20 protein-coding genes are annotated in these 23,765 nt (G+C 62.1%); 12 read left to right on the top strand and 8 right to left on the bottom strand.

Features of this window, described 5'->3' with window-relative positions; translation table 11 throughout:
- Positions 1 to 8: 8 nt before the first annotated feature.
- A complete protein-coding gene (locus tag R6254_RS11125; RefSeq protein ID WP_318406814.1) occupies positions 9 to 1,493 on the bottom strand; it encodes a glutamine synthetase family protein in 1,485 nt (494 codons plus the stop codon).
- Entirely contained in the window at positions 1,490 to 2,875 is a 1,386-nt protein-coding gene (locus tag R6254_RS11120) for a Rieske 2Fe-2S domain-containing protein (RefSeq protein ID WP_318406812.1), read from the bottom strand. Before R6254_RS11120 ends, R6254_RS11125 begins: the two co-directional genes overlap by 4 nt.
- Positions 2,876 to 2,935: 60 nt before the next feature.
- Here R6254_RS11120 and R6254_RS11115 point away from each other — a divergent pair, with 60 nt between their 5' ends.
- The 3 genes from R6254_RS11115 to R6254_RS11105 are packed head-to-tail and all read left to right on the top strand — an operon-like array spanning position 2,936 to position 4,645.
- Entirely contained in the window at positions 2,936 to 3,658 is a 723-nt protein-coding gene (locus R6254_RS11115) for a GntR family transcriptional regulator (RefSeq protein ID WP_318406811.1), read from the top strand.
- Positions 3,655 to 4,350 carry an AzlC family ABC transporter permease gene (locus R6254_RS11110; RefSeq protein ID WP_318406810.1) on the top strand — a complete coding sequence of 232 codons (696 nt, stop codon included), beginning with the start codon at positions 3,655 to 3,657 and terminating at the stop codon, positions 4,348 to 4,350. Before R6254_RS11115 ends, R6254_RS11110 begins: the two co-directional genes overlap by 4 nt.
- Positions 4,340 to 4,645: an AzlD family protein gene (locus tag R6254_RS11105; RefSeq protein WP_318406809.1), complete on the top strand. Its 306-nt coding sequence runs from the start codon at positions 4,340 to 4,342 to the stop codon at positions 4,643 to 4,645. Before R6254_RS11110 ends, R6254_RS11105 begins: the two co-directional genes overlap by 11 nt.
- Positions 4,646 to 4,660: 15 nt before the next feature.
- Here R6254_RS11105 and R6254_RS11100 read toward each other — a convergent pair whose 3' ends face one another.
- The gene (locus R6254_RS11100) at positions 4,661 to 5,698 is read right to left on the bottom strand and encodes an NADP-dependent oxidoreductase (protein ID WP_318406807.1); all 1,038 of its coding nucleotides are present in this window, start codon (positions 5,696 to 5,698) and stop codon (positions 4,661 to 4,663) included.
- 141 nt (positions 5,699 to 5,839) lie between these two features.
- Between R6254_RS11100 and maiA the strand changes: the two genes are divergently transcribed.
- Together maiA and pgeF are read left to right on the top strand one after the other, a co-directional pair.
- Complete coding sequence (gene maiA / locus R6254_RS11095; RefSeq protein WP_318406806.1) at positions 5,840 to 6,481, top strand: maleylacetoacetate isomerase; 642 nt, start codon at positions 5,840 to 5,842, stop codon at positions 6,479 to 6,481.
- A gap of 107 nt (positions 6,482 to 6,588) precedes the next feature.
- Entirely contained in the window at positions 6,589 to 7,392 is an 804-nt protein-coding gene (pgeF, locus tag R6254_RS11090) for a peptidoglycan editing factor PgeF (RefSeq protein WP_318407082.1), read from the top strand.
- Here the strand turns inward: pgeF and R6254_RS11085 are convergent.
- Positions 7,300 to 7,623: a hypothetical protein gene (locus R6254_RS11085; RefSeq protein WP_318406804.1), complete on the bottom strand. Its 324-nt coding sequence runs from the start codon at positions 7,621 to 7,623 to the stop codon at positions 7,300 to 7,302. The two genes, pgeF and R6254_RS11085, sit on opposite strands and share 93 nt — an antisense overlap.
- 152 nt (positions 7,624 to 7,775) lie before the next feature.
- Here R6254_RS11085 and phaC point away from each other — a divergent pair, with 152 nt between their 5' ends.
- From phaC to R6254_RS11065, 4 genes are all read left to right on the top strand, one after another.
- Positions 7,776 to 9,521: a class I poly(R)-hydroxyalkanoic acid synthase gene (phaC, locus tag R6254_RS11080; protein ID WP_318406803.1), complete on the top strand. Its 1,746-nt coding sequence runs from the start codon at positions 7,776 to 7,778 to the stop codon at positions 9,519 to 9,521.
- A gap of 141 nt (positions 9,522 to 9,662) precedes the next feature.
- Positions 9,663 to 10,841 (top strand): acetyl-CoA C-acetyltransferase, encoded by a 1,179-nt coding sequence (locus R6254_RS11075; RefSeq protein ID WP_318406802.1) that lies wholly within the window; start codon positions 9,663 to 9,665, stop codon positions 10,839 to 10,841.
- Positions 10,842 to 10,973: 132 nt separating this feature from the next.
- The gene (gene phbB / locus R6254_RS11070) at positions 10,974 to 11,711 is read left to right on the top strand and encodes an acetoacetyl-CoA reductase (protein WP_318406800.1); all 738 of its coding nucleotides are present in this window, start codon (positions 10,974 to 10,976) and stop codon (positions 11,709 to 11,711) included.
- Between the two features lie 177 nt (positions 11,712 to 11,888).
- A complete protein-coding gene (locus tag R6254_RS11065; protein WP_318406798.1) occupies positions 11,889 to 13,589 on the top strand; it encodes a cation:proton antiporter domain-containing protein in 1,701 nt (566 codons plus the stop codon).
- A 54-nt stretch (positions 13,590 to 13,643) separates the two neighbouring features.
- Here the strand turns inward: R6254_RS11065 and R6254_RS11060 are convergent, their stop codons facing one another.
- The 3 genes from R6254_RS11060 to R6254_RS11050 form a co-directional block, all read right to left on the bottom strand.
- A complete protein-coding gene (locus R6254_RS11060) occupies positions 13,644 to 15,338 on the bottom strand; it encodes a PhoH family protein (protein ID WP_318406796.1) in 1,695 nt (564 codons plus the stop codon).
- Positions 15,339 to 15,649: 311 nt separating this feature from the next.
- A complete protein-coding gene (locus tag R6254_RS11055) occupies positions 15,650 to 16,126 on the bottom strand; it encodes a peroxiredoxin (RefSeq protein ID WP_318406795.1) in 477 nt (158 codons plus the stop codon).
- Positions 16,127 to 16,345: 219 nt separating this feature from the next.
- Positions 16,346 to 16,747 (bottom strand): Mth938-like domain-containing protein, encoded by a 402-nt coding sequence (locus R6254_RS11050; RefSeq protein WP_318406793.1) that lies wholly within the window; start codon positions 16,745 to 16,747, stop codon positions 16,346 to 16,348.
- Positions 16,748 to 16,920: 173 nt separating this feature from the next.
- Between R6254_RS11050 and R6254_RS11045 the strand changes: the two genes are divergently transcribed.
- Together R6254_RS11045 and R6254_RS11040 are read left to right on the top strand one after the other, a co-directional pair.
- Complete coding sequence (locus R6254_RS11045; RefSeq protein ID WP_318406791.1) at positions 16,921 to 18,180, top strand: pyridoxal phosphate-dependent aminotransferase; 1,260 nt, start codon at positions 16,921 to 16,923, stop codon at positions 18,178 to 18,180.
- A gap of 11 nt (positions 18,181 to 18,191) precedes the next feature.
- Positions 18,192 to 19,529 carry a homoserine dehydrogenase gene (locus R6254_RS11040; protein ID WP_318406789.1) on the top strand — a complete coding sequence of 446 codons (1,338 nt, stop codon included), beginning with the start codon at positions 18,192 to 18,194 and terminating at the stop codon, positions 19,527 to 19,529.
- A 132-nt stretch (positions 19,530 to 19,661) separates the two neighbouring features.
- Here the strand turns inward: R6254_RS11040 and R6254_RS11035 are convergent, their stop codons facing one another.
- Entirely contained in the window at positions 19,662 to 22,028 is a 2,367-nt protein-coding gene (locus R6254_RS11035; protein ID WP_318406788.1) for a DUF6600 domain-containing protein, read from the bottom strand.
- Positions 22,029 to 22,334: 306 nt separating this feature from the next.
- Here R6254_RS11035 and thrC point away from each other — a divergent pair, with 306 nt between their 5' ends.
- The gene (gene thrC, locus R6254_RS11030; protein ID WP_318406786.1) at positions 22,335 to 23,765 is read left to right on the top strand and encodes a threonine synthase; all 1,431 of its coding nucleotides are present in this window, start codon (positions 22,335 to 22,337) and stop codon (positions 23,763 to 23,765) included.

Raw genomic sequence — 23,765 nt, 5'->3', positions numbered from 1 at the left:
GGTGAAACTCAGATGCGGCTGAAATACTCGCGGCGCTGCCAGTCGTCCTGGTCGACGGCTTGCGCGTGGCGGGTGATTTCAGATTGCCTGATACGGGTGAGGTAGTTGATGAAGCTGGGGCCAAAGGCCTGGCCCAGCACGGTATCGGCTTGCAGCGCTTCCAGCGCTTCGCCCAGGCTGGTCGGGATTTTAGTGCCGGCTTCGCCGTAAGGCGCATCGGTAGCCACCGGGGCTTTCAGTTGACGCTTGATGCCGTCGAGCCCGGCGTGGATTTGCGAGGCCAGGTACAAATACGGGTTGGCGGCCGGTTCGCCGATGCGGTTTTCAATCCTTGTGGCGGCATCCTGGCATTGGCCCACCACGCGCAACATGGCGCCGCGGTTGTCGCGTCCCCACAGCACGGCTTGGGGCGCCAGGGCATTCGGCCGGAAGCGGCCAAACCCATTGATGGTCGGTGTGCAAAACACCGCCATGCCGCGTGCATGTTCCAGCAGGCCGGCCAAATAATGTTCACCCAATGCGGACAAGGTGTACTGCGCGTCGGTAGGTTGTGTGCCCGCGGCGGGCGTGTCTCGCTGGAACAGGTTGGCCCCGGTTTGCAGGTCTACCAGCGACTGGTGCAAATGCCAGCCGCTGGACATGATGTTGGGAAACGGCGGGCGGCACATGAAGGTGGCGTGGTAACCCGCGCGGCGCAGGGCTTGCTTAACCGCGCTGCGGAACAGCACCATGTTGTCGGCGGCCGTCAAGGCGTCGGTCGCGTCAAACACGGCTTCGACCTGGCTGGGGCCGAGTTCGATTTCCAGCGAATGCAGGGGCAGGCCCAGCGCCTGTGCCGTGTGTTGCACGATGCGCAGCGGCTCTTCGGCCATGTCGAACAAAGTTTCGGACAGCAGGTTGTAGCCGGGGTGGATCATCGCCACCTTGGGCGGCAAGCCGGGCCAGGCGGCTTGTTCGGGGTCGAGTTGATTGTCGGCGCAGTCGCCGGTGATCTTGTAGATATGAAACTCGATCTCCAGACCACACTTCATGCCGTAACCGGCTTGGGCCAGGCGCGCCAGCGCGCGTTGCAAGATGCGCCGCGTGTCCAGTTCGACCGCTGTGCCGTCCTGCATCCAGGTCTGGCCTTGCACCCAGCCGGTGGCCGGTGCCCAGGGTAATTGTTTGAAGCTGGCCGGGTCGGCCAGCAGCAGCAGGTTGCTGGCGAACTCGAAGCCCGGGAGTTCCGCCGTGCCGCCAGCCTCGAAGACCTTGAAGGCGGTGCGGTCCGAGCTGTCTTTCAGCAGCAAGGTGCTGACCAGGCCCACGCCGTCCTGCATGGCTTTGACGGCGGCGCCGGCCGTCAGTGTTTTGCCGCGCAAATTGCCGTGCAGATCGCACCAGGCAAAACGCACCAGTTCCACACCGCTGGCGGCGATTTGTTGGGCCGTGTGATCCAGCGCACGCTGGCGCGCGGCGTCGTGGATGCCGCAGTGTTCAGCGAAGCGGCTCATGCCGGGGTGACCTGCTGGGTTGTCTGGGCTTTCCAGGGGGCGTTGGCCTGCTTGATGCGGGCTTGCTCCTGCCACCAGGCCGACCACTCGCCGGCCGGCGCGATGCCGTCCACGGTGTCTGGCCCGGTCATGGCGGCGGACTGGCTGGCGTCGGCGATACCGGGGGCGACGCCGCCTTCCTGCACCGTGGCAATCGCCTTGATCAAGACGCGCCGGTTGGCCATGATCACCTTGTCACTGCTGCCCAGGTGTTCGCGGGTGCGGTCCTGGATAGGGCCCATGCTTTCCACCGCCCACTGGTCGTGCACATTGATGTCTTCCTCGCCCATGCCCAGGTAGGTTTGGGTCATTTGTTCATCGGCGTTAAAGCCCCAGTTGTTGTGGCGGCCGGCGTTAGGGATGTAGTCTGGCAGCGAGATGAATTGCTGGCGCTGCGCACGCATGCTTTCCTTGTCCAGCGGGCCGGCGAAGCTGGTGAAAAAGGAATACCAGTAGGTATGCGTGTCGTCCACCGGCACATGCATTTGCGTGATGGTCATGGTTTCCGAGAGCGGGATCACAAAGGTCGCCGGGAAAATCGAGTTGGTCACACGCACGTGCGTGAGCTTGTCGTTCATGGGCCGCAGGGCGGTGAGTTGTATGCCCCAGGGTTTGTTCTCGATGCTGATTTCGGGTTGTGCAAACTCGCGCATGATGCGTGTCATGGGCCATTGCTCGCCGTCAATCGCACCGGCGCTGGCGCTGCGAAACTGTTTGCCGGCCGCGTTCTGGCCAATGTCTTCCAGCGCTTCGTCCTGCAGAAAGCGGTGCAGAAAAGACGGATGAGCCGGGTCGATGCCGACCTCGAAAGCCTGCAGCCAGTTGGCGTTCCACAAACCCTTGAAGGCAAAGGTGTGGGTCCCCGGTGCGGTAAAGCAGTCAAACGCGGGCAGGGGCGGCGGTGTGGTGCCTTCGGCGCCCAGCCAGGCGAACAAAACGCCGCTTTTTTCCTGCACCGGGTAGCTGCGTTGTTTCACACGTTCGCACAACTTGCTGCCAGCCGGTTCGGCCGGCGTTTCCAGGCATTGGCCTTTCACGTCGAATTTCCAGCCGTGGAAAGGGCAACGCAGGCCGTCACCTTCCGCGCGGCCAAAAGCCAGGTCGGCGCCGCGATGCGGGCAGTCGCGGTCCAGCAAACCGTAGTTGCCCTTGTCATCCTTGAATAGAACAAAGTCCTGGCCCATCAGGCGCACAGCTTTGACCGGCCGTTTTTCCATGCGTGGGTCCAGCGCCGGATTGAATTCGTCCACCAAAGCCGCCGGTTGCCAATAGCTGCGCAGCAGGGCGCCGCAAGGCGTGCCGGGACCAACGCGGGTGATCAATTCGTTTTGTTCTGCATTCATGGAGATGGGCCTTGTCTAAAACGGTATACCGAAATTAATTTTCAGTGTACATTTTGATTTATGAACTTGCAAGAGACGGTGTTGATCCAGTTGCGGGACTTGATCCTGCGTGGCGAATTCGAGCCCGGCCAGCGCCTGGCCGAGCAACAACTGGCCGAGCGGCTGGGTGCCTCGCGCACCCCCGTGCGTGCGGCCTTGGTCACGCTGGAGCAGGAAGGTCTGGTCGAGGCCAACGACACCGGCAAATACCTGGTGCGCCAATTCACGCCGCGCGAAGTGGCTGACGCGATTGCCGTGCGTGGCCACCTGGAAGGCATGGCGGCGCGCCTGGTGGCCGAACATGGCGTGTCCCGGCAGTTGCAGGGTGATTTGCAAGCTTGCCTGGATGAAGGCGACCAGGCCTTGTCGGCCAATCCGCTAAGCTATGAAAACTATGCTGCTTACGCTGTCATGAACGACCGTTTCCATGCGCTGATTCTGGAGGCCTGCGGCAACCGCGCCTTGCAGCGGGCCGTGGCGCTCAACGACAAGTTACCCTTCGCGCCGGCCTCGGCCATGTTGCCCATGCAGGGTACGGTGACGCTGGACCGTGACTGGATGCTTTACGCCCACCGCCAGCATCACATGTTGTTTGCGGCGCTCAAGGCGGGCGAAGGTACACGCGCCCAGGCGCTGGCCGTGGAGCACACCGAAGTGGCACAGATGAACATGCGCATGGCCCTGGAGCGGCGTGCCGAAACCGAACAGGTTTTGCCCGGCATCCGGCTGGTGGTGGGGCGGTGAACCCTGCGACTGTGAGCTTCACAGCCGCCGGCATACGCCGCGGCTTTGTGGCGGCCCAGGTGCTGGCGCCCGGTGTGACGCTGTACGCCATGGTGTTCGGCGTCTTGGCCAGTGAACGCGGCATGTCCTGGCTGCAGGCCTTGTTGATGAGTGCTGCGGTGTATTCAGGCAGCGCGCAATTGGCGGCGCTGCAGGGCTGGACCGCCACGGCCGCGATCACCCCTGTCATCGTCACCATCCTGGTCATGAATGCGCGTTACGTCTTGTACAGCGCGGCCTTGCAGCCCTGGCTGGCCGGGCTGCCGCGTCGCCAAAGCTGGGGCGCGCTGTTTTTCCTGGGCGACGGCAGTTGGGCCATGGCCATGCGTGAATACGAGGCCGGTTACCGCGATGCCGGTTATGTGCTGGGCTCGGGTGTGGCCATGTTTTTGCCCTGGTTATTGGGCACCTTGGCCGGTCACCTGCTGGCCGGCAGTGTGCCGAATCCGGCAGCTTTCGGATTGGACTTCATGCTGGTGGCCTTTGCCGCAGCCATAGGCATGGTGCTCTGGCGCGGCAAGTCCGACCTGTGGCCAATCGCTGCTGCGGGCCTGGCGGCCTTGGTTTTGCATCGGCTGCTGCCGGGCGCCTGGTACATCGTTGGTGCGGGTATCGCCGGTGGCTTGATGGGGGCCTGGCGTTATGGCCGTTGAGTCCACTTTTTTCTTGGCGCTGGTCGGCATGGCGCTGGCGTCTTTCGCCTGCCGCATCAGTGGTTTTTTGCTGATGGCTTATGTGCCCATCACCCCGCGTGTGGAGGCTGCGCTCAAGGCGATTCCGCTGGCCGTGATGGTTGGCATCGTGACGCCGGCCGCGACCTCGGGCAAGCTGCCCGAGGCGCTGGCCTTGCTGGCGGTAGGCCTGGTGATGAAGCTGGTGCGCAATGACCTGGCCGCCGCGGTGGCAGGCGCCGCGACCGTGGGCCTGGTGCGCTGGCTCATGGGTTGAGGGCCTGAGCGCGCTTTATTCCTTGGCGACCTGCAGCACCAGCTTGCCGAAGTTTTCACCATTGAACAGCTTGAGCAGGGTTTCCGGGAAGGTCTCCAGCCCAAACACCACGTCCTCCTTGCTTTTCATGGTGCCGGCTTTCAGGTAGCCGGCCATTTCGGCAATCGCCTGCGGGTAGCGGTCGGCGTAGTCGAACACCACAATGCCTTCCATGCGCGCGCGATTCACCAGCAGCGACAGGTAGTTGGCCGGACCCTTGACCGGCGTGGTGTTGTTGTACTGGCTGATGGCGCCGCAAATGATGATGCGCGCGCCGCGCGTGATGCGGGTCAACACGGCGTCGAGGATGTCGCCGCCCACGTTGTCGAAATAAATGTCCACGCCTTGGGGGCAATGTTCTTTCAGGCCGGCCTTGACGTCGCCGGCCTTGTAATCGATGCAGGCGTCAAAGCCTAGCTCCTTGACGACCCAGTCGCACTTGGCCTGGCCGCCGGCAATGCCGACCACGCGGCAGCCCTTGAGCTTGGCGATCTGGCCGACGGTCTGGCCGACGGCACCGGCCGCACCCGACACCACCACGGTTTCGCTGTCCTTGGGCTGGCCCACGTCCATCAGGCCGAAATAACCGGTCATGCCCGGCATGCCCAGCACATTGAGCCACTGGGTGGGCGAGCCGACACGCAGGTCGATCTTGAACATGCCGCTGCGTTTGACCTGCGCCTCGGGGATCAGGCAATACTCCTGCACGTCCAGCCCGGCGTTCACATGATCGCCGACGGCAAACGCCGGGTTGTTCGAGGCGATCACCCGGCCTATGCCACCGGCGCGCATCACGGCACCGATCTCGACCGGCGGGATATAACTTTTACCCTCGTTCATCCAGCCGCGCATGGCCGGGTCCAGCGACAGGTACTGGGTTTTGAGCAGCACGCCGCCGGGGCCGGGTTCGGCCACGGCTTCGGTGGTGAAACTCCAGTTGGCGCGGGTGGCCAGGCCCACGGGTCGGCTGGCCAGGCGAACCTGGTGGTTGGTCAAGGTGGTGATGGCGCTCATGAAGGTGTCTCCGCTAAAAGCTGGGTGCTGCACAAAGCTGCATGGTAGTGGCGGCTGGTCCGCTGGCGAGTCGCGCAGGCGATTCCATACAGGCCCGCAGCGCGGGACAGCCAGGCGCCGTTTCGGTTTATGCTTTCGCCCATGAAACTCTACAACTATTTCCGTTCATCGGCCTCTTTTCGCGTGCGTATCGCCTTGCAGCTCAAGGGCCTGAGTTATGACTACCTGGCCGTGCATATCGCCAAAGGCGAGCACCGCAAAGACGCTTACGCCGCCGTGTCGGCCGACATGTTGGTGCCCATGCTGGAGACCGATGACGGCGAGTATTTGTCGCAGTCCATGGCCATCATCGAGTACCTGGACGAAACCCATCCGGCCTCGCCGCTGTTGCCGGCCGATGCCCTGGGCCGTGCGCGGGTGCGTGCGCTGGCGCAGTCAATTGCCTGCGAAATCCACCCGCTGAACAACCTGCGCGTGCTGAAATATCTGGTGCGTGAGCTCAAGGTCGACGACGAAGCCAAAAACACCTGGTACCGCCACTGGTGCCGCGAAGGGCTGGAGGCGTTTGAACGCCAACTGGCGCAGTTGCCGGCCTCCACCTACTGCTACGGCGACACACCGACACTGGCCGACTGCTGCCTGGTGCCGCAAATTTTCAACGCCAAGCGTTTTGACGTGAACTTCGACGGCCTGCCGCGCACCATGGCAGCTTACGAGGCGTGTATGGCGCTGGAGGCTTTCCAAAAAGCCCAGCCCTCCGCCTGCCCGGACAACGAGGCTTAAAGGATGTGGCCCCCACGCTCGGCACTGACGTGTCCTCGCTGCCCCCCGGGGGGGCTCATTTTCCTAGGGGCGGCCCGTCGGAAAATGGGTTTGCAGGCCAAATGGCGATGCACGCGGACTGGCTGATTCCCGACTGGCCCGCCCCCGATGGCGTGCGGGCGCTGTTCACCACGCGCCAAGGCGGGGTGTCGGCTGTGCCTTATGACAGCCTGAACCTGGGCGACCATGTGGGTGATGTGCCGGCGCAGGCGGCCGAAAACCGCCGCCTGTTGGGCCAGGCCCTGGGTGCGGCGCCGGTGTTTTTGCAGCAAGTGCACGGCACACAAGTGTTGACGCTGGATGAGCACACGGCGCAGGGATTGGCGGCCGACGCCGTGATCACCACGCAGCGCGGCCTGGCCTGCACCATCATGGTGGCCGACTGTCTGCCGGTGTTGTTTTGTTCGGCGGACGGTAGCGCCGTTGCCGCGGCGCACGCCGGCTGGCGCGGACTGGCGGGTGTGCAGGGCAGGGGTGTTTTAGAGCAAACTTATGAGTCTTTTCGGGCTCTAGCCCAGACGGAGTGGTCGCAATCAGCTATGGATACCATAGCGTGGCTGGGGCCCTGCATAGGCCCGGCGGCGTTTGAAGTTGGCGCCGAGGTCAGGGCGGCCTTTGTGGAAGGTGATGCCGAAGCCGCTTATTGTTTTACCCCGCTGGGCGCGGGCAAGTACCTGGCCGATCTGGCCGGCCTGGCCCGCCTGCGTTTGCATGCCATGGGCATCACCCAGGTCTACGGCAACAACAGCAGCGCGCCCTGGTGCACGGTGGGCAATGCCTCACGGTTCTTTTCGCACCGACGCGACGCCGGTGTCCACGGCAACGGTTTCAACACCACCGGCCGCATGGCGGCTTGTATCTGGCTGGCCTGAGTCTGGCGGGTGGGATGCGGACTGAGCCGCGGCTGCTTCGGCGGCTTCGCGCGCCTTGATGGCGCGGCGTCTGGCCGGCGTGCGCATCAGGTAAACCACCAATGCCACCGGCCCCAGGCCGTAGAGTACAAAGGTGATGATGGCGCCCAGCAAGGTGCCGGTGGTGTTGGTGGCTTCGGCCACACTCATCATGAGCACGACATAGATCCAGGCAATGACAATCAGGTACATATTAGTTTGCGCGCAGACAAAAGGCAGTAAGGACTTTTTGCAAATTTTCCACGATACTCAATCCAAGAGACGATAAGCCGGGCGCGGAATCGACCGGCATCACCCTCGCTAAAGCAGATACAAAATCCTGTCGAAAGATGAGGGAGTCAAGTATGAATTCTGAGGCAAACTGGGCCCAGGCGGCCGAGCAGATGCAAGAGACCTTGGGTGAGGGCCTGAAGCAGGCCATGACAGCCATGGCCGGGTTCGGTTTGGGCACCGCGCCGGGCTTTGCCCAGCTCGGCATGTCCGAGCTTCCCAAGGCGGGGCCGCCGTTGCAGCTGGACCCCGCCAAGCTGCTGGAACTCCAGCAGACCTATCTGCAGGAAGCCAGCGCCTTGTGGAACGGCGGTCTGCAGGCCGCTGGCGAGAAAGCCGCCACCGACCGGCGCTTTTCAGCCGAAGCCTGGCACCAGAACCCGGTGGCCGAGTTTGCCGCCTCCGCCTACCTGCTCAATACCCGCACCTTGATGGGGCTGGCCGATGCCTTGCAGGGTGACGCCAAAACCCGGGCCCGTGTGCGTTTTGCGGTCGAGCAGTGGATGGCGGCATCCGCACCCAGCAACTTTCTGGCGCTCAATGCCGATGCGCAGAAAAAAGCCATAGACACCCAGGGCGAGAGTATTGCCCAGGGCCTGACCAACCTGCTGCACGACATGAAGCAAGGCCATGTGTCGATGACGGATGAAAGCATTTTTGAAATCGGCAAAAACGTGGCCACCACCGAAGGTGCGGTGGTGTTTGAAAACGAATTTTTCCAGCTGATCGAATACAAGCCGCTGACCGCCAAGGTTTACGAAAAGCCTTTTCTGCTGGTGCCGCCCTGCATCAACAAATATTACATCCTCGATCTGCAGCCCGACAACTCGCTGATCCGTTATGCGGTGGCGCAAGGCCATCGCACCTTTGTGATCAGCTGGCGCAACCCCGACGAGTCCATGGCCGAGAAAACCTGGGACGATTACATCGAACACGCGGTCATCCAGGCGATCACGGTCACGCAGGACATCACCGGCGCCAAATCCATCAACGCCCTGGGTTTTTGTGTGGGCGGCACCATGTTGGCCACCGGGCTGGCGGTGCTGGCGGCGCGCGGTGAAAAACCGGTGGCCAGCGCCACCTTCCTGACTTCCTTGCTCGAGTTCAGCGACACCGGCATCCTGGACATCTTCATCGACGAACAGTCCGTCCAGTTCCGCGAAATGCAGATGGGCAAGGGCGGCCTGCTCAAGGGTCAGGACCTGGCCTCGACTTTCAGTTTTCTGCGCCCCAACGACCTGGTCTGGAACTATGTGGTTGGCAACTACCTCAAGGGCGAGACGCCGCCGCCGTTTGACCTGCTCTACTGGAACAGCGATTCGACCAACCTGCCGGGGCCGTATTACGCCTGGTATCTGCGCAACACCTACTTTGAAAACAACCTGGCCAAACCCGGCAAGCTGACGGTGTGTGGTGAAAAAATCGATCTGGGCAAAGTGGATTTGCCGGTCTACATCTATGGCTCGCGCGAGGACCATATCGTGCCTGTCGCCGGCGCCTATGCCTCCACGCAGTTGTTGCCCGGCAAAAAGCGTTTTGTCATGGGGGCGTCCGGCCACATTGCCGGCGTGATCAACCCGCCAGCAAAAATGAAACGCTCCTACTGGACCAACGACAAGTCGGCCCCAGGCAAGTTCGCGGCCTCGCAAGCGGATTGGCTGAAGGGTGCACAGGAACATCCCGGCAGCTGGTGGACCGACTGGTCGGACTGGCTCAAAGGCCAGGCCGGCAAACAAATTGCTGCGCCCAAAACGTATGGCAGCCGCAGCTACAAAACCATAGAAGCCGCCCCCGGCCGTTACGTCAAGGCCAGGGCTTGAATGGAAACGTTGTCATCCCGGGCTTGACCCGGGATCCATGCCGCAGATGAAACAGCGCACGGGCATGGGATGCGTAAGCTGAAACCCCGGACTTGATCCGGGGCCGCAACGACAGACAGCTGGGTTTTATTGGAGAGACACATGGAAGACATCGTTATTGTTTCAGCCGGCCGCACCGCTGTCGGAAAATTTGGCGGCAGCCTGGCCAAGACCCCCGCTACCGAAATGGGCGCTGCCGTTATCAAGGCCGTGGCCGAGCGTGCCGGCTTGTCGGCGGACCTGATCGGCGAAGTCATCATGGGCCAGGTGCTGGCTGCCGGTGTGGGCCAGAACCCCGCGCGCCAAAGTGTGGTGAAAGCCGGCTTCCCGCATGGGATCCCCGGCCTGACCATCAATGCGGTGTGTGGCTCCGGCCTGAAGGCCGTGATGCTGGCCGCCCAGGCCGTGGCGACCGGCGACAGCGAGATCGTGATTGCCGGCGGCCAGGAAAACATGAGTGCCGCGCCGCATGTGCTCAACGGCTCGCGCGACGGCCAGCGCATGGGTGACTGGAAAATGATCGACTCCATGATCGTTGATGGCTTGTGGGACGTCTACAACCAGTACCACATGGGCATCACCGCCGAGAACGTGGCAAAAAAATACAGCGTCACTCGCGAGATGCAGGATGCCCTCGCGCTGGCCAGCCAGACCAAGGCCATGGCGGCGCAAGACGCCGGCAAATTCAAGGACGAGATCATTCCGTTTTCCATCGCGCAGAAGAAGGGTGATCCTCTCGTCTTTGCCGCCGATGAATTCATCAATCGCAAGAGCAGCGCCGAAGGCCTGGCGGGCCTGCGCCCGGCGTTTGACAAGGCCGGCGGCGTCACGGCAGGCAATGCCTCGGGCATCAACGACGGCGCGGCCGCTGTCATGGTGATGACGGCCAAAAAAGCCGCGGCGTTGGGTTTGACACCCATGGCGCGCATCGCCAGCTACGCCACCACCGGTCTGGACCCGGCCTACATGGGCATGGGGCCGGTGCCCGCCTCGACCAAAGCGCTGGCCAGGGCCGGCTGGAAGGCTCAAGACCTGGACCTGCTGGAAATCAACGAAGCCTTTGCCGCCCAGGCCTGCGCCGTCAACCAGGAAATGGGCTGGGACACCAGCAAGGTTAATGTCAACGGCGGCGCCATCGCAATTGGTCACCCCATAGGCGCGTCCGGCTGCCGCATCCTGGTCACACTGATCCACGAGATGATGCGGCGTGATGCCAAAAAAGGCATTGCCAGCCTGTGTATTGGCGGCGGTATGGGGGTTGCCCTCACACTGGAACGATAAATATAGGTTAAAACAGTCCCTAGCCCTTATCCAGAGGGCGCAATTAGCTATTTATTTGATAGCGATTGAGGGTTGAGGTATGGCATGACTTTTGCAAACACGGTTCAGAATTACAAAACAAGGAGTACACAAATGGCTAAACGAATTGCATACGTCACAGGCGGCATGGGCGGCATAGGAACCGCGATTTGCCAGCGCTTGCACAAGGACGGCTTCACCGTGGTGGCCGGTTGCGGTCCGACGCGCGACGCCAAAAAATGGCTGGATGAGCAAGAAGCCCTGGGCTACACCTTCTACGCCTCCGTCGGCAATGTCGGCGATTGGGACTCCACCGTGGCGGCGTTTGACAAGGTCAAGGCCGAACATGGCCCGGTCAGTGTGCTGGTCAACAACGCTGGCATCACGCGCGACGGCCAGTTCCGCAAGATGAGCAAGGCCGACTGGGACGCGGTGATCTCCACCAACCTCGACAGCATGTTCAACGTCACCAAGCAGGTGATCGAAGGCATGATCGAAGGCGGTTACGGTCGCATCGTCAACATCTCCTCGGTCAACGGCCAGAAAGGCCAGTTCGGCCAGGTCAACTACTCCACCGCCAAGGCCGGCCTGCACGGCTTTACCATGGCGCTGGCACAAGAGGTGGCGGCCAAAGGCGTGACAGTCAACACCGTGAGCCCGGGCTACATCGGCACCGACATGGTCAAGGCCATCCGCCCCGACGTGCTGGAAAAAATCGTCGCCGGCGTGCCCGCCAAACGGCTCGGTACACCCGAAGAAATTGCCTCCATCATTTCGTGGATTGCTTCGGATGAAGGCGGTTATGCCACGGGGGCGGATTTTTCGCTGAATGGCGGCTTGCACATGGGTTGAGGCACGGTGTGCCTTCAAAAAGAAAACCCGCTTCGGCGGGTTTTTTGTTTTCTGTTTTTATAATGAAATCTGGCTGGAAAGCTTTCAACCATTTTTCCTTTCTGCGGCTGGCGCTTGTTGTTGACAAGCTGCCGCGCAGGGTTTCCCTCAACCGCTTTTATTGAAGGACTTCCCTCGATGCCGCACAGCGTCTCTCTCATCAGCACCATCGCCGCGGGTCTTGGCCTGGCCTTGATCCTGGGTTTTGTGGCTGCACGCCTGAAGCTGCCGTCCCTGGTCGGTTACCTGCTGGCGGGTGTGGTGATCGGGCCTTTCACCCCAGGTTTTGTGGCCGACGCCGGCATCGCCAGTCAACTGGCCGAGATCGGTGTGATGTTGTTGATGTTCGGCGTGGGCCTGCACTTTTCACTGGATGATTTGCTGGCGGTGCGCAAGATCGCCGTGCCGGGGGCCGTGGTGCAGATGACGGTGGCCACAGCGCTTGGCATGGGCCTGGCGCACTGGTGGGGCTGGAACCTGGGCGGTGCGCTGGTGTTTGGCCTGTCCTTGTCGGTGGCGAGCACGGTGGTGTTGCTGCGTGCGCTGGAAAGCCGGGGGGTGCTGGACTCGGCCAACGGGCGTATTGCCGTCGGCTGGCTGGTGGTGGAAGACCTGGCCATGGTCTTGGTGCTGGTCTTGCTGCCGCCGCTGGGCGGCTGGTTGTCCGGCAAGGCTGGAACGGACATGAACACCTTGTGGAAGACGCTGGGCGTCACCTTGCTGCAAGTGGGCGGTTTTGTGGCCTTGATGCTGGTGGTGGGGCGGCGCTTTTTTCCGTGGGTGCTCTGGCAGGTGCAGCGCACCGGTTCGCGCGAGTTGTTCACCCTGTGTGTGGTGGCGGCCGCGGTGAGTATTGCGTTTGGCGCCACGGCTCTTTTTGGCGTGTCGTTTGCGCTGGGCGCATTTTTCGCTGGCATGGTGATGCGGGAATCGGAATTCAGCCACCGCGCCGCCGAAGAGTCCTTGCCCTTGCGCGACGCTTTTGCCGTGTTGTTCTTCGTCTCGGTGGGCATGTTGTTTGACCCCTGGGTGTTGATAGAACGGCCGCTGCAGGTGCTGGCAGTGGTCGCCATCATTGTGGTTGGCAAATCGCTGGCGGCCGCGGCCCTGGTGTTGGCGTTTCGTTACCCGCTGAACACCGCGCTGACGGTGTCGGCCAGCCTGGCGCAGATTGGCGAATTCTCTTTTATCCTGGTGGCCATGGGCGCCTCGCTGGGTTTGCTGCCGCCCGAGGGGCAAAGCCTGGTGCTGGCCGGCGCGCTGATTTCCATGGCGCTGAACCAGCTGGTGTTCAAGGCGGTGGAGCCGCTGCAGCAATGGATATTGGCGCGCTCGGCGCTGGCCCGAAAACTCGAAGCGCGCGACGACCCGCTCGCTGAGTTGCCCGCCAGCACCGAGGAAAAATACCTGTCGCGCCAGGTGGTGCTGGTCGGTTATGGCCGGGTAGGGCGCCGTATTGCCGCGGCTTTGATGGCCCACCGAATTCCTTTTGTGGTGGTCGAGCAAAACCGCGAGGCGGTCGAAAAGTTGCGCGCGGAAGGCCTGATGGCGGTGTCCGGTGATGCCTCGGAAGCCGTGGTGCTGGTGCAGGCGCACATTGCCACCGCCCGCATGTTGGTGATTGCCACCTCCGACAGCCTGAACGTGCGGCAAATGATTGCCACCGCCCGCACACTCAATCCGGGCATAGAAACCGTGCTGCGTTCCCACAATGAAACCGAGGCCAGGTTGCTGGAAAGCGAAAACGCCGGCAAAGTTTTTCTGGGCGAGCATGAACTGGCCCAGTCGATGACGCGCCATGTGCTGGAGCGTTCCGCCGCTGTGCGGGCATACGCCTGAGCGCAGCGCCACCGGCCGCAGCCAGGCTGCGGCCGGTGTCCAAGGCCGGGGACTTTAGAGGACTTCGCTGGCGAAATCGGCCAGCCGTGAACGCTCGCCACGCGCCAGCGTGATGTGTCCGCCGTGTGGCCAGCCCTTGAAGCGATCCACCGCGAAGGTCATGCCGGACGAACCTTCGGTCAGGTAGGGCGTGTCGATCTGCGCCAGATTGCCCATGCAGATGATTTTGGTGCCGGGGCCGGCGCGGGTGATCAGCGTTTTCATCTGTTTGGGCGTCAGGTTTTGCGCCTCATCAATGATCACGTATTTGTTCAGAAAGGTGCGGCCGCGCATGAAGTTCATGCTTTTGACCTTGATGCGTGAACGGATCAGTTCATTGGTCGCGGCACGCCCCCATTCGCCGGAGCCGCTGTCGTTTTTGCCCAGCACTTCGAGGTTGTCGTCGAGCGCGCCCATCCAGGGGCCCATTTTTTCCTCTTCGGTGCCTGGCAGAAAACCGATGTCTTCACCAACCGACACCGTGGCGCGGGTCATGATGATTTCGGTGTAACGCCTGTCGTCCAGCACCTGCGTCAGGCCGCTGGCCAATGCCATCAGCGTTTTGCCCGTGCCTGCCGTGCCGGCCAAAGTGACAAAGTCCACCTCGGGGTCCATCAGCAGGTTCATCGCGAAGTTTTGCTCGCGGTTGCGGGTGGTGATGCCCCAGATCGCATTTTTGAGGTGGTTGTAGTCTTTCAGTGTTTTCAACACCGCTGTTTTGGCGCGAATCTCGGTGACCCGCGCGTACAGCGGTGGCTCGCCCGGGGCCTCGAAAAAGACAAACTGGTTGATCAGCAGGCTGCCGACGATGGGGCCGGTGATGCGGTAGAAAGTGTGGCTGCCTTGCTGCCAGCTTTCGATGGTTTTGCTCTGACGCGTCCAGAAGTCCACCGGCAACGCCAGTGAACCGGCGTACAACATGTCGCCGTCGTCCAGGGTCTTGTCGTTCTGGTAGTCGTCGGTGGCCAGGCCCAGGGCCCTGGCCTTGACACGCATGTTGATGTCTTTGGAGACCAGCACCACTTCGCGCGGGGCGTACTCCTTGCGCAGGGCTTCGACCACGCCCAGGATCTGGTTGTCGGCCTTGCCCTGAGGCAGGCTCATGGGCAGGGAATAATCCAGCGGTTTGGTCTGGAAGAACAGGCAGCCGCCCGCTTCGCGGTGGCCGGTGGTGTCAAGTTTCAGGCCTTTGGCGATGTCTGCGCCATTGGTGCCGGCCAGCGCGTCCAGGGTGCGGCTGGTCTGGCGGGCATTGCGCGCCACTTCCGTCATGCCTTTTTTGTGGCCGTCCAGCTCTTCGAGCACGATCATCGGTAAAAAGATGTCGTGTTCCTCGAAGCGGAACAAGCACATCGGGTCGTGCATCAGCACATTGGTGTCCAGCACAAACAGCTTGGTCGGGCCGGTGTGTTTGGGTTTTTTCGTTTTGGCGGCGGGTTGAGGCCGGATGGGTGCCGGTTCGCTATGTTTATGATAGCTTTCCACGCCCGTGCTGTCTGGGTTGGTGGTCTCTTTAGCCAAGAAAACGGCGGGTCGTTCAACTTCACCGCCGGTCGAGCGGTTGTCGAACAGGTCAAGCGCCGGCCGTTTGTTGGCGGGCTCGGCCTGTTCCGTTTTTCGTGTGGTTTTGGCGGGTGACCGTGCCGGCGCATCGAAAGCGGCGGCGGAGAGCAAAGCGGCACGTTTGGTCGGGGCGGGTGGCAGGGGCATGGTGCTTTAAGCTCACAAAGTTAAGGACACTTCGGTCAATCCGGTGGTCGGGCGCAGGGCAGCGTGGTGTGCTGTCCTGCATCCCGGCTATCGAATTTCAAGAAGCCTTCCAGGGTTCAAAAAACGAAAAAGCCGCCTGGAGGCCAAGGCGGCTTTTTCGTTGGGCGCAGTCGCTAGGGTCAACAGCATGAAGTCACTATACACGACTCCCGTGTCACGAAACATGGCCCCCACGCTCGTTCACTTTGTGTCACTCGCTGCCCCCCGAGGGGGCTAATTTTCCTTGGGGCGGCCCGGCGGAAAATTGTTTTTCAGGCGGCTTTTTTCAGGGCCTTGACGGCCTTGAGCACGTCGTCCACATGGCCTGGCACTTTCAGGCCGCGCCACTCTTCCTTGAGCATGCCATCGGCGCCTATCAGGAAGGTGCTGCGCTCAATGCCTTTAACTTTTTTGCCGTACATGATCTTGTTCTTGACGACGCCAAACATGTGGCACATTTTTTCTTCGGTGTCGGCAATCAGCTCGAAAGGCAGTTCAAGTTTGGCCTTGAACTCATCGTGCGACTTCATGTTGTCGCGCGAGACGCCGAACACGGTGGCGCCGGCCTTGACGAAGTCTTTGTAACGGTCGCGAAACTGCATGGCTTCCGTGGTACAGCCGGGGGTATTGTCTTTAGGGTAAAAATACAGGACGACAACGTGGCCCAGGTGGGTTTGGTTGGAAACCTTGATGCCACTGGTGGCGTTGGCTTCAAATTCGGGGAGTGGTTTATTGACGACGACTGCCATACTGCGTAGACCCTGACGAAAGTAGTTGTAATTAGCCGTTGGCTTTTGGTGGCAACATGGGGCCTAACTACAAGAGTTAGCCGGACCTTGTACCAAATGCAACCCTTGATTTTACTCTGAAAGCACCGGGGCGCCCTAACGTTTGGTCCCTGGAAGCGAAAACCGGGCCACTGCGGCCGTTGGCAGCCAACCCGTCCGGGGTCCGGCAGCCGCCTGAAATCAGCCCTCCGTGTGGTCTGGCGTTTCCATCAGCAGGGCCACCACCACGTTTCTGCCTTCACCCGCCAGAATGTTGTAAGTGCGGCAGGCAGCCACGGTGTCCATGGTTTCCACGCCTATGCGCTGGGCCATCAGCGCGCGCAGAAAAACCGGCGGCGGAAAACGCAGCCGGCTGCCGCTCCCAAAAATCACCAGCTCGGGCCGGGTCTCGGCCAGGCGTGAAAAGTGCGCCTCGGTGAGGTCCTCGAAACGGCCGCAAGCCCAGTCAAACTTCTCACCACGCGAGCCGATCACCACGCTGTGCTCGATTTTTTCGGCCACGCCCTTGTTGCCCAGACCGATCCAGCCGGGGCCGTAACCAAGAATGGATTGAACGTCGAGGTGGTCGGGTTGCAGTTTCATGCGGTGTTTGGGAGGTGGAGTGCTTGCTGGCGACCGGCGAATGTGCGGTTTTATGTGGTCAAATTATAGATTCCGTCCGAATTTCGCGTGGCCTGCTGTGCTTGCTTCGGTTGCCAGTGGGGTTGTCAGCGTCCTTGATGGCGTGGTTTTTGCCTTAATTTTCTAAAAACTTCATGAAACCGATCACCAAATCTGCCAAATTAGCCAATGTTCTTTACGACATTCGCGGCCCGATCATGGACGCCGCCAAACAGATGGAGGAAGAGGGGCAAAAGCTCATCAAACTCAATCTGGGCAACCTCGCGGTGTTCGGTTTTGATGCGCCTGAAGAAGTCCAGCAGGACATGATTCGCAACCTGCCGGCCTCGGCCGGTTATTCGGACAGCAAGGGCATTTTTGCCGCGCGCAAGGCCGTGATGCACGAGACCCAGAAGCAGGGCATCAAAGGCGTCACGCTGGACGACATTTACCTGGGCAACGGCGCCAGCGAGTTGATCGCGATGGCCACCAACGCCTTCCTCGACGACGGCGACGAACTGCTGCTGCCGGCGCCGGACTACCCGCTGTGGACCGCCAGCACCAGCTTGTCGGGCGGCACGCCTGTGCATTACGTTTGCGACGAATCCAATGGCTGGATGCCCAATCTGGACGACATTCGCGCCAAGATCACGCCTCGGACCAAAGGCATTGTGGTCATCAACCCGAACAACCCGACCGGCGCCCTGTATTCGGACGCCTTGCTCCAGAGCATCGTCGAGATTGCGCGCGAACACGGCCTGGTGATCCTGGCTGACGAGGTTTACGACAAGGTCTTGTATGACGGTGTCAAACACACGGCCATCGCCAGCCTGTCGACCGACGTGTTGACCTTGACTTTCAACTCGCTGTCCAAGAGTTACCGCTCCTGCGGTTACCGCGCTGGCTGGCTGGTGGTGTCCGGCCCCAAGAAGCAGGCGCAGGACTACATCGAAGGCCTGAATATGCTGGCCAACATGAAGCTGTGCTCCAACGTGCCGGGTCAATGGGCCATCCAGACAGCGCTGGGCGGTTACCAGAGCATCAACGACCTGACCGGCGAGGGCGGCCGCCTGCGGCGCCAGCGCGATCTGGCGTATGAGCTGATCACCGCCATTCCGGGTGTGAGTTGCGTCAAGCCCAGCGCGGCGCTCTACATGTTCCCCCGGCTGGACCCCCAGGTCTACCCGATCACCGACGACCGGCAGTTTTTCCTGGAGCTGCTCAAGGAAACCAAGGTGATGCTGGTGCAGGGCACTGGTTTCAACTGGGCCGCGCCTGACCACTTTCGCATCGTCTTTTTGCCGCATGAAGAAGACTTGCGCGAAGCGATTGGCCGCATTGCCACATTCCTTGAAAGCCGACGGAACAAGGTGCCGGCGCCCGCGGCCCAAGCGGCCGAACTGATTCTTAAATGACCCCTCTAGCAATGACATCAAGCAACCTCAAACCGATCAAAGTAGGCCTTCTGGGCATGGGCACCGTGGGCAGCGGTGTGTTCACCGTGCTCAAGCGCAACCAGGAAGAAATTTTTCGCCGCGCCGGTCGCGGCATCGAAATCGCCATGGTGGCGGACCTGGACATCGCCCGTGCGCAAGCCGCCGCTGGTGCCGGCATCGAGGTGGTGGCCGACGCCCGTGCGGTGATCGCCAACCCCGAGATCGACATCGTCATCGAGCTGATCGGTGGTTACGGCATTGCCAAACAACTGGTGCTCGAAGCCATTGAAGCCGGCAAACACGTGGTCACGGCCAACAAGGCCTTGCTGGCAGTGCATGGCACCGAAATTTTTGCGGCGGCCCATCGCAAGGGCGTGATGGTGGCGTTTGAGGCCGCTGTGGCCGGCGGTATTCCCATCATCAAGTCGCTGCGCGAAGGCCTGACCGCCAACCGCATCGAATGGGTGGCCGGCATCATCAACGGCACGACCAATTTCATCCTCAGCGAGATGCGCGACAAGGGCCTGGACTTTGGCGTGGTGCTCAAGGAAGCGCAGCGCCTGGGTTATGCCGAAGCCGACCCGACCTTTGACATCGAAGGTGTGGACGCCGCGCACAAGGTCACCCTGATGTCGGCGATTGCCTTTGGCATCCCGGTGCAGTTTGACAAGGCTTATGTCGAAGGCATCACCCAGTTGGGCGCGCAAGACATCAAATACGCCGAGCAACTGGGCTACCGCATCAAGCTGCTGGGCATCACCAAAAAGACCGCCAAAGGTATTGAGCTGCGTGTGCACCCCAGCCTGGTGCCGGCCAAACGGTTGATCGCCAACGTCGAAGGTGCGATGAATGCCGTGATGGTGCATGGTGATGCCGTCGGCACCACGTTGTATTACGGCAAGGGCGCCGGCAGCGAGCCGACGGCCAGCGCGGTGATTGCCGACCTGGTCGACATCACACGCCTGAACACAAGTGATCCCCTGCACCGCGTGCCGCATCTGGCTTTCCAGCCCGATGCCATGAGCGACACCCCGGTGCTGGCCATGAGTGAGGTGGTTACCAGTTATTACCTGCGCCTGAACGTGGCCGACGAGGCCGGCGTGCTGGCCAAGGTCACCGGCATCCTGGCCGAAGCCGGTATCAGCATCGATGCCGTGTTGCAGCGCGAAGCCGACGAAGTCGGTGGTGAGGGTTCGACCCAGACCGACCTGATCATCCTGACCCACGACTGCGTGGAGGCCAAGATGAACGGCGCATTGGCGCAAATGCAGGCGCTGTCCACGGTGTTGTCGCCGATCACACGCATCCGCAAGGAAGAGCTGGCCTGATCGGGCTCAGGGTGCCTCCCGGCGCCCTGGTCTTCAGCTCTTAAGTAAAAAGAGCTCGCAGCCCTCTATGGTCCTGCGCTGATAGCTATAAAAATAATAGCGAATTGAGCGAGGCATGGCGTCATGCCGGGTTCACTGCTCGGCGCCGTGCCTGGACCGACCCTCGGGCCTGGCGCCTCCCCGTTCGTTGGTGTTGTCTGCCGGCTGTGCCGCGCGACGTTCCTGGGTTTGCTCCCGACGCAACTCCTGTTGCTGCTGCCGTTGCCTTTGTTGTTCACCGGCCTGGCGCTGCTGCGCCTGCTCGGCACGTTGCTGCTGTTGTACTTGCTGTTGCTGTTGCTGCTGCTGCTGGCGCGCCTGTTCCTGCTGCCTTTGGGCCTGCTCATGCAGGGCGCGTTGCTGGTTCAGCACCTCTTCGTTTTGCCGACGTTGCTGCGCCTGTTCGGCGCGTTGTTGTTGCTGTGCCTGCTGCTGAGCTTGTTGTTGAACTTGCTGCTGGCGTGCCAGTTCCTGTTGTCTTTGCGCCTGCTGCTCACGCATGGTGCGCTGCTGGCTGAGTGCCTCTTCGTTTTGCCGGTGTTGCGCCTGCTCGGCACGTTGTTGCTGCTGCGCCCGCTGTGCCTGCTCCATCGCATTGCGCTCGGCCGCGGCGCGGACCTCCGGGTTCACGGCGGGGGCACTGCCGTTTCTCTGCGCCTGTTCGCGCAAGGCGCGCTGCCTCAGCGACTCGTCGGCTTGCCGGCGCTGTGCGTCCTGCTGCTGACGTTCCTGGTCGCGTTGCAGTTGTTGCTGCTCGTGTTGTACCCGCTGTCCGGCGTCGATGGCGCTGCGGTCCTGGGCGGGCGACGTGAGCCGACCCGGCCTGGCGGCTGGCGGCTGTGCGCCCAGCACACCGGCGGGAAGCGGCTGGGCTGGCGTGCGCGCCTCGGCCGGGGCATTGCGCTCAGCGTTGCCCGGCCGGTTGTCCGGCCGTGCGGCGCGCGGGTCCTCCTGCCGCTGCGCGGCCTCGCGTCCTTCGCCCCGCCGGTTGCCCTGGCTGGTCACCACCGGTCTGGCGATGATCGCGGCGGGCGGTAGCGCGGCCGCGGGCTGCAGGCGCTCGCGCATCTCGGGGCGTTGCGGCAGCGCGCTGCGGTCCGTCACCACCGGCGCCCGGTTCAGGTCGGCGGCAGTCAGGGCCTGGCGGCTGCCGTGCACCGGCCGGCCGCGCACAAAATCGTCCCGGCTGACGGCGGTCACGGCGGCGGGCTGGCGTTGGTAGCGGTAGATGTTGGTCACGTTGGTCGTGTTGTTGATCACGATGTTGTTGTTCATCTGGGCGATGTAGCGCGGGCTGGCCCGGTAGGCTGGCCGGAAGGCTTCACCCGGGGCCAGCGGGAACCAGCCTATGCCGGGCCGCGGGCCGCCCGTGCCGATGGAAATGTTCCAGTTCACGCCGCCGCTGCCGCCGCCCACAAAGGCGACCAGCGCCGGGGCATACACCGGGCGTGCCGGCAGACGGCCGGGCACCCAGGCCCAGCGCGGGCCGATCTGTGCCCAGCGACCGTAGTGAAACGGCGCAAAGCCCCAAGGCGCGTCGTCCACCCAGGTCCACCCCCAGGGCGCGATCCAGCCCCAGTGGCCCATGCTGTAAGGCGCCCAATGCACGGGCACGCTGCGCGGCAGCCAGATGGCGCCGTAAGCCGGGTCCTGGCGCCAGTCGCCATAGTCGTCGAGTTGCTGGTAGCCGGTGATCTCGCGTGGAATATAACGCGCCGACACCGACTGGTCTTCGCGCCGGTCGCGGTCGGCAGCCCACAGGTCAAAGCTGTCCGCCTGCGCGGCACCGGGGGCGGCGGGTGCGAGTTGTGTGCCGGTGAAGCTGGCCTGTTGCTGGGTGTCCAGATGGACGGCGCTGCCCTGGTCGCCATACACGTCGCCGCTGCCAGCCTGCACCACGACCCGGGTGGTGTTGTTGGCCGGGTTGGCATCCAGGCGGTAATCGCCCGGTTGTGAAATCACAAATGTCAGGTTGGGGGTGTTGATTTCCAGGCGCTGGCCCTCAAACAAGGCGCGAACACGCAGTTGCAAGCTGCCTTGCGCCAGGTGCAACTGGGTCAAGCTGTCGTCCAGGGCCAAAAAGTCCAGGCTGGTTTGTTCACTCATGCGTAGCGCGGTCGAGCCTACATGCAACTCAGAGCGCGCACGCGGGCCGGTCCAGAGCCGGTCGCCGCTGGTCAGGGGCCGGTTCAGCTCGGCGGCGGTCCAGTCCGGACGGTCCGGCGTGCCGCTGTCCGCCGCCGCAAAACTCACAGGGCCTTCGGCCAAGTTCAGGCGGGCGACGCGGCCGGGCGGGTCCAGGGATGGATCGAACTGTTGGGCCCAGGCCGCGCTTTGCAGCACCGTCAGCAGCAAAAAAAGCAACAGAAAAGCCGCCGCCAGGGCCGAGCGCCGGCGGGAATGGGGCGAGGGCGGCGCAAACCGGGCGTGAAACCAAGCGGATCTGGGATGTGAGGTCATGTGGCGCTCTCCTGCGGTCGTGTCGGACACGAAATGGGGCTGAGGCCGGGAAAAATCCGACCCTCTTCTGTCATAACGCGCCAGACCCAGGCCGGACTGCTAAGCCCCTGTAAAGATTGCAGCCATTGGTGTTTAAAAACGGGGCCATGGCAGGCGATTTGCCTTGCGTGGCAAGGCCGGGCCCTCGCCATACAATCACAGTCATGCTTTCGCCGCCAAGCGCTTGTGGGCCTGCTTTGTCAATAGCCCCGGCAGGCCAGGCGGATACCCTTTTCTTGCCCTGAAATTTTCGTCCTCATTTCCACGATGCACTACCAGTCCACCCGCGGCAACTCTGACCGCAAACGTTTCTGTGAAATCCTGCTCGAAGGCCTGGCGCCCGATGGCGGGCTGTATTTGCCCGAGGTTTATCCGCAAGTCGATGCCAGCACGCTGGACAAATGGCGTGTGATTTACGACGAATCGGGGTATGCCGCGCTGGCTTTTGAAGTCTTGTCGCTGTACATCGACGACATTCCGGCGGCCGACCTGCAAACCATTTGCCGCAAGACTTACACCGAAGAGGTGTTTGGCAGCAAAGAAATCGTTCCCTTGCGCGCGCTGGAGCCTGGCCTCTACCTGGAGGCCTTGTCCAACGGCCCGACCCTGGCCTTCAAGGACATGGCCATGCAGTTGCTGGGCAACCTGTTCGAGTACGAACTGGCGCGCCGCGGTGAAGAACTCAACATCCTGGGCGCCACCAGCGGCGACACCGGCAGCGCAGCCGAATACGCGATGCGCGGCAAACAAGGCGTGCGTGTATTCATGACCTCGCCGCAAGGCCGCATGAGCCCCTTCCAGCAGGCGCAGATGTTCAGCCTGCAGGATGAAAACATCCACAACCTGGCGCTCGAAGGGGTGTTCGACGACTGCCAGGACATCGTCAAGGCGGTGTCCAACGACCTGGACTTCAAGCGCCAGTACAAGATTGGCACCGTCAATTCCATCAACTGGGCACGCCTGATGGCGCAGGTGGTGTATTACTTTGCCGGTTATTTCCAGGCCACGGCGACCACCGGCGGCGGCCGCATCAGTTTCACCGTGCCGTCCGGCAACTTCGGCAATGTCTGCGCCGGCCACGTGGCCCGCATGATGGGGCTGCCGATTGCGAAACTGGTGGTGGCCACCAATGAGAACGATGTGCTCGATGAGTTTTTCCGCACCGGTATTTACCGCGTGCGCGCCAGCGCCGACACCCACGAAACCTCCAGCCCGTCGATGGATATTTCCAAGGCCTCGAACTTCGAGCGTTTTGTGTTCGACCTGCTGGGCCGGGATGCGGCGCGTGTCGCCGACCTGTTCGGCGCCCAGTTGTCGCAAACAGGTAGTTTCGATTTGAGCGCTGACCCCGCCTTCCAGGCGGCCGCGCAGCGTTACGGTTTTGCCAGCGGCAAGAGCACACACGCGGACCGCTTGCAGACCATACGCGACACTTTCGAGCGTTTCGGCAGCATCATCGACACCCACACGGCCGACGGCCTGAAGGTGGCACGTGCACATCTGCAAGCCGGCGTGCCCATGGTGGTGCTGGAGACCGCCTTGCCGATCAAATTCGCCGAGACCATTGAAGAGGCGCTGGGCCGTTCACCGACACGGCCCGCGAAGTTTGAAGGCATCGAAGCCCTGCCCAAACGTGTAGTCGTCATGCCCGCCGACGTCAGCCTGGTCAAGGCCTATATCGCCAAGACTGTGCATTAA

Source organism: Polaromonas potterensis, from assembly GCF_033446725.1.
Taxonomy (GTDB): Bacteria; Pseudomonadota; Gammaproteobacteria; order Burkholderiales; family Burkholderiaceae_C; genus Polaromonas.
The sequence above is the reverse complement of the archived record's forward strand: the minus strand, read 5'-3'. Positions and strand labels throughout refer to the sequence as shown.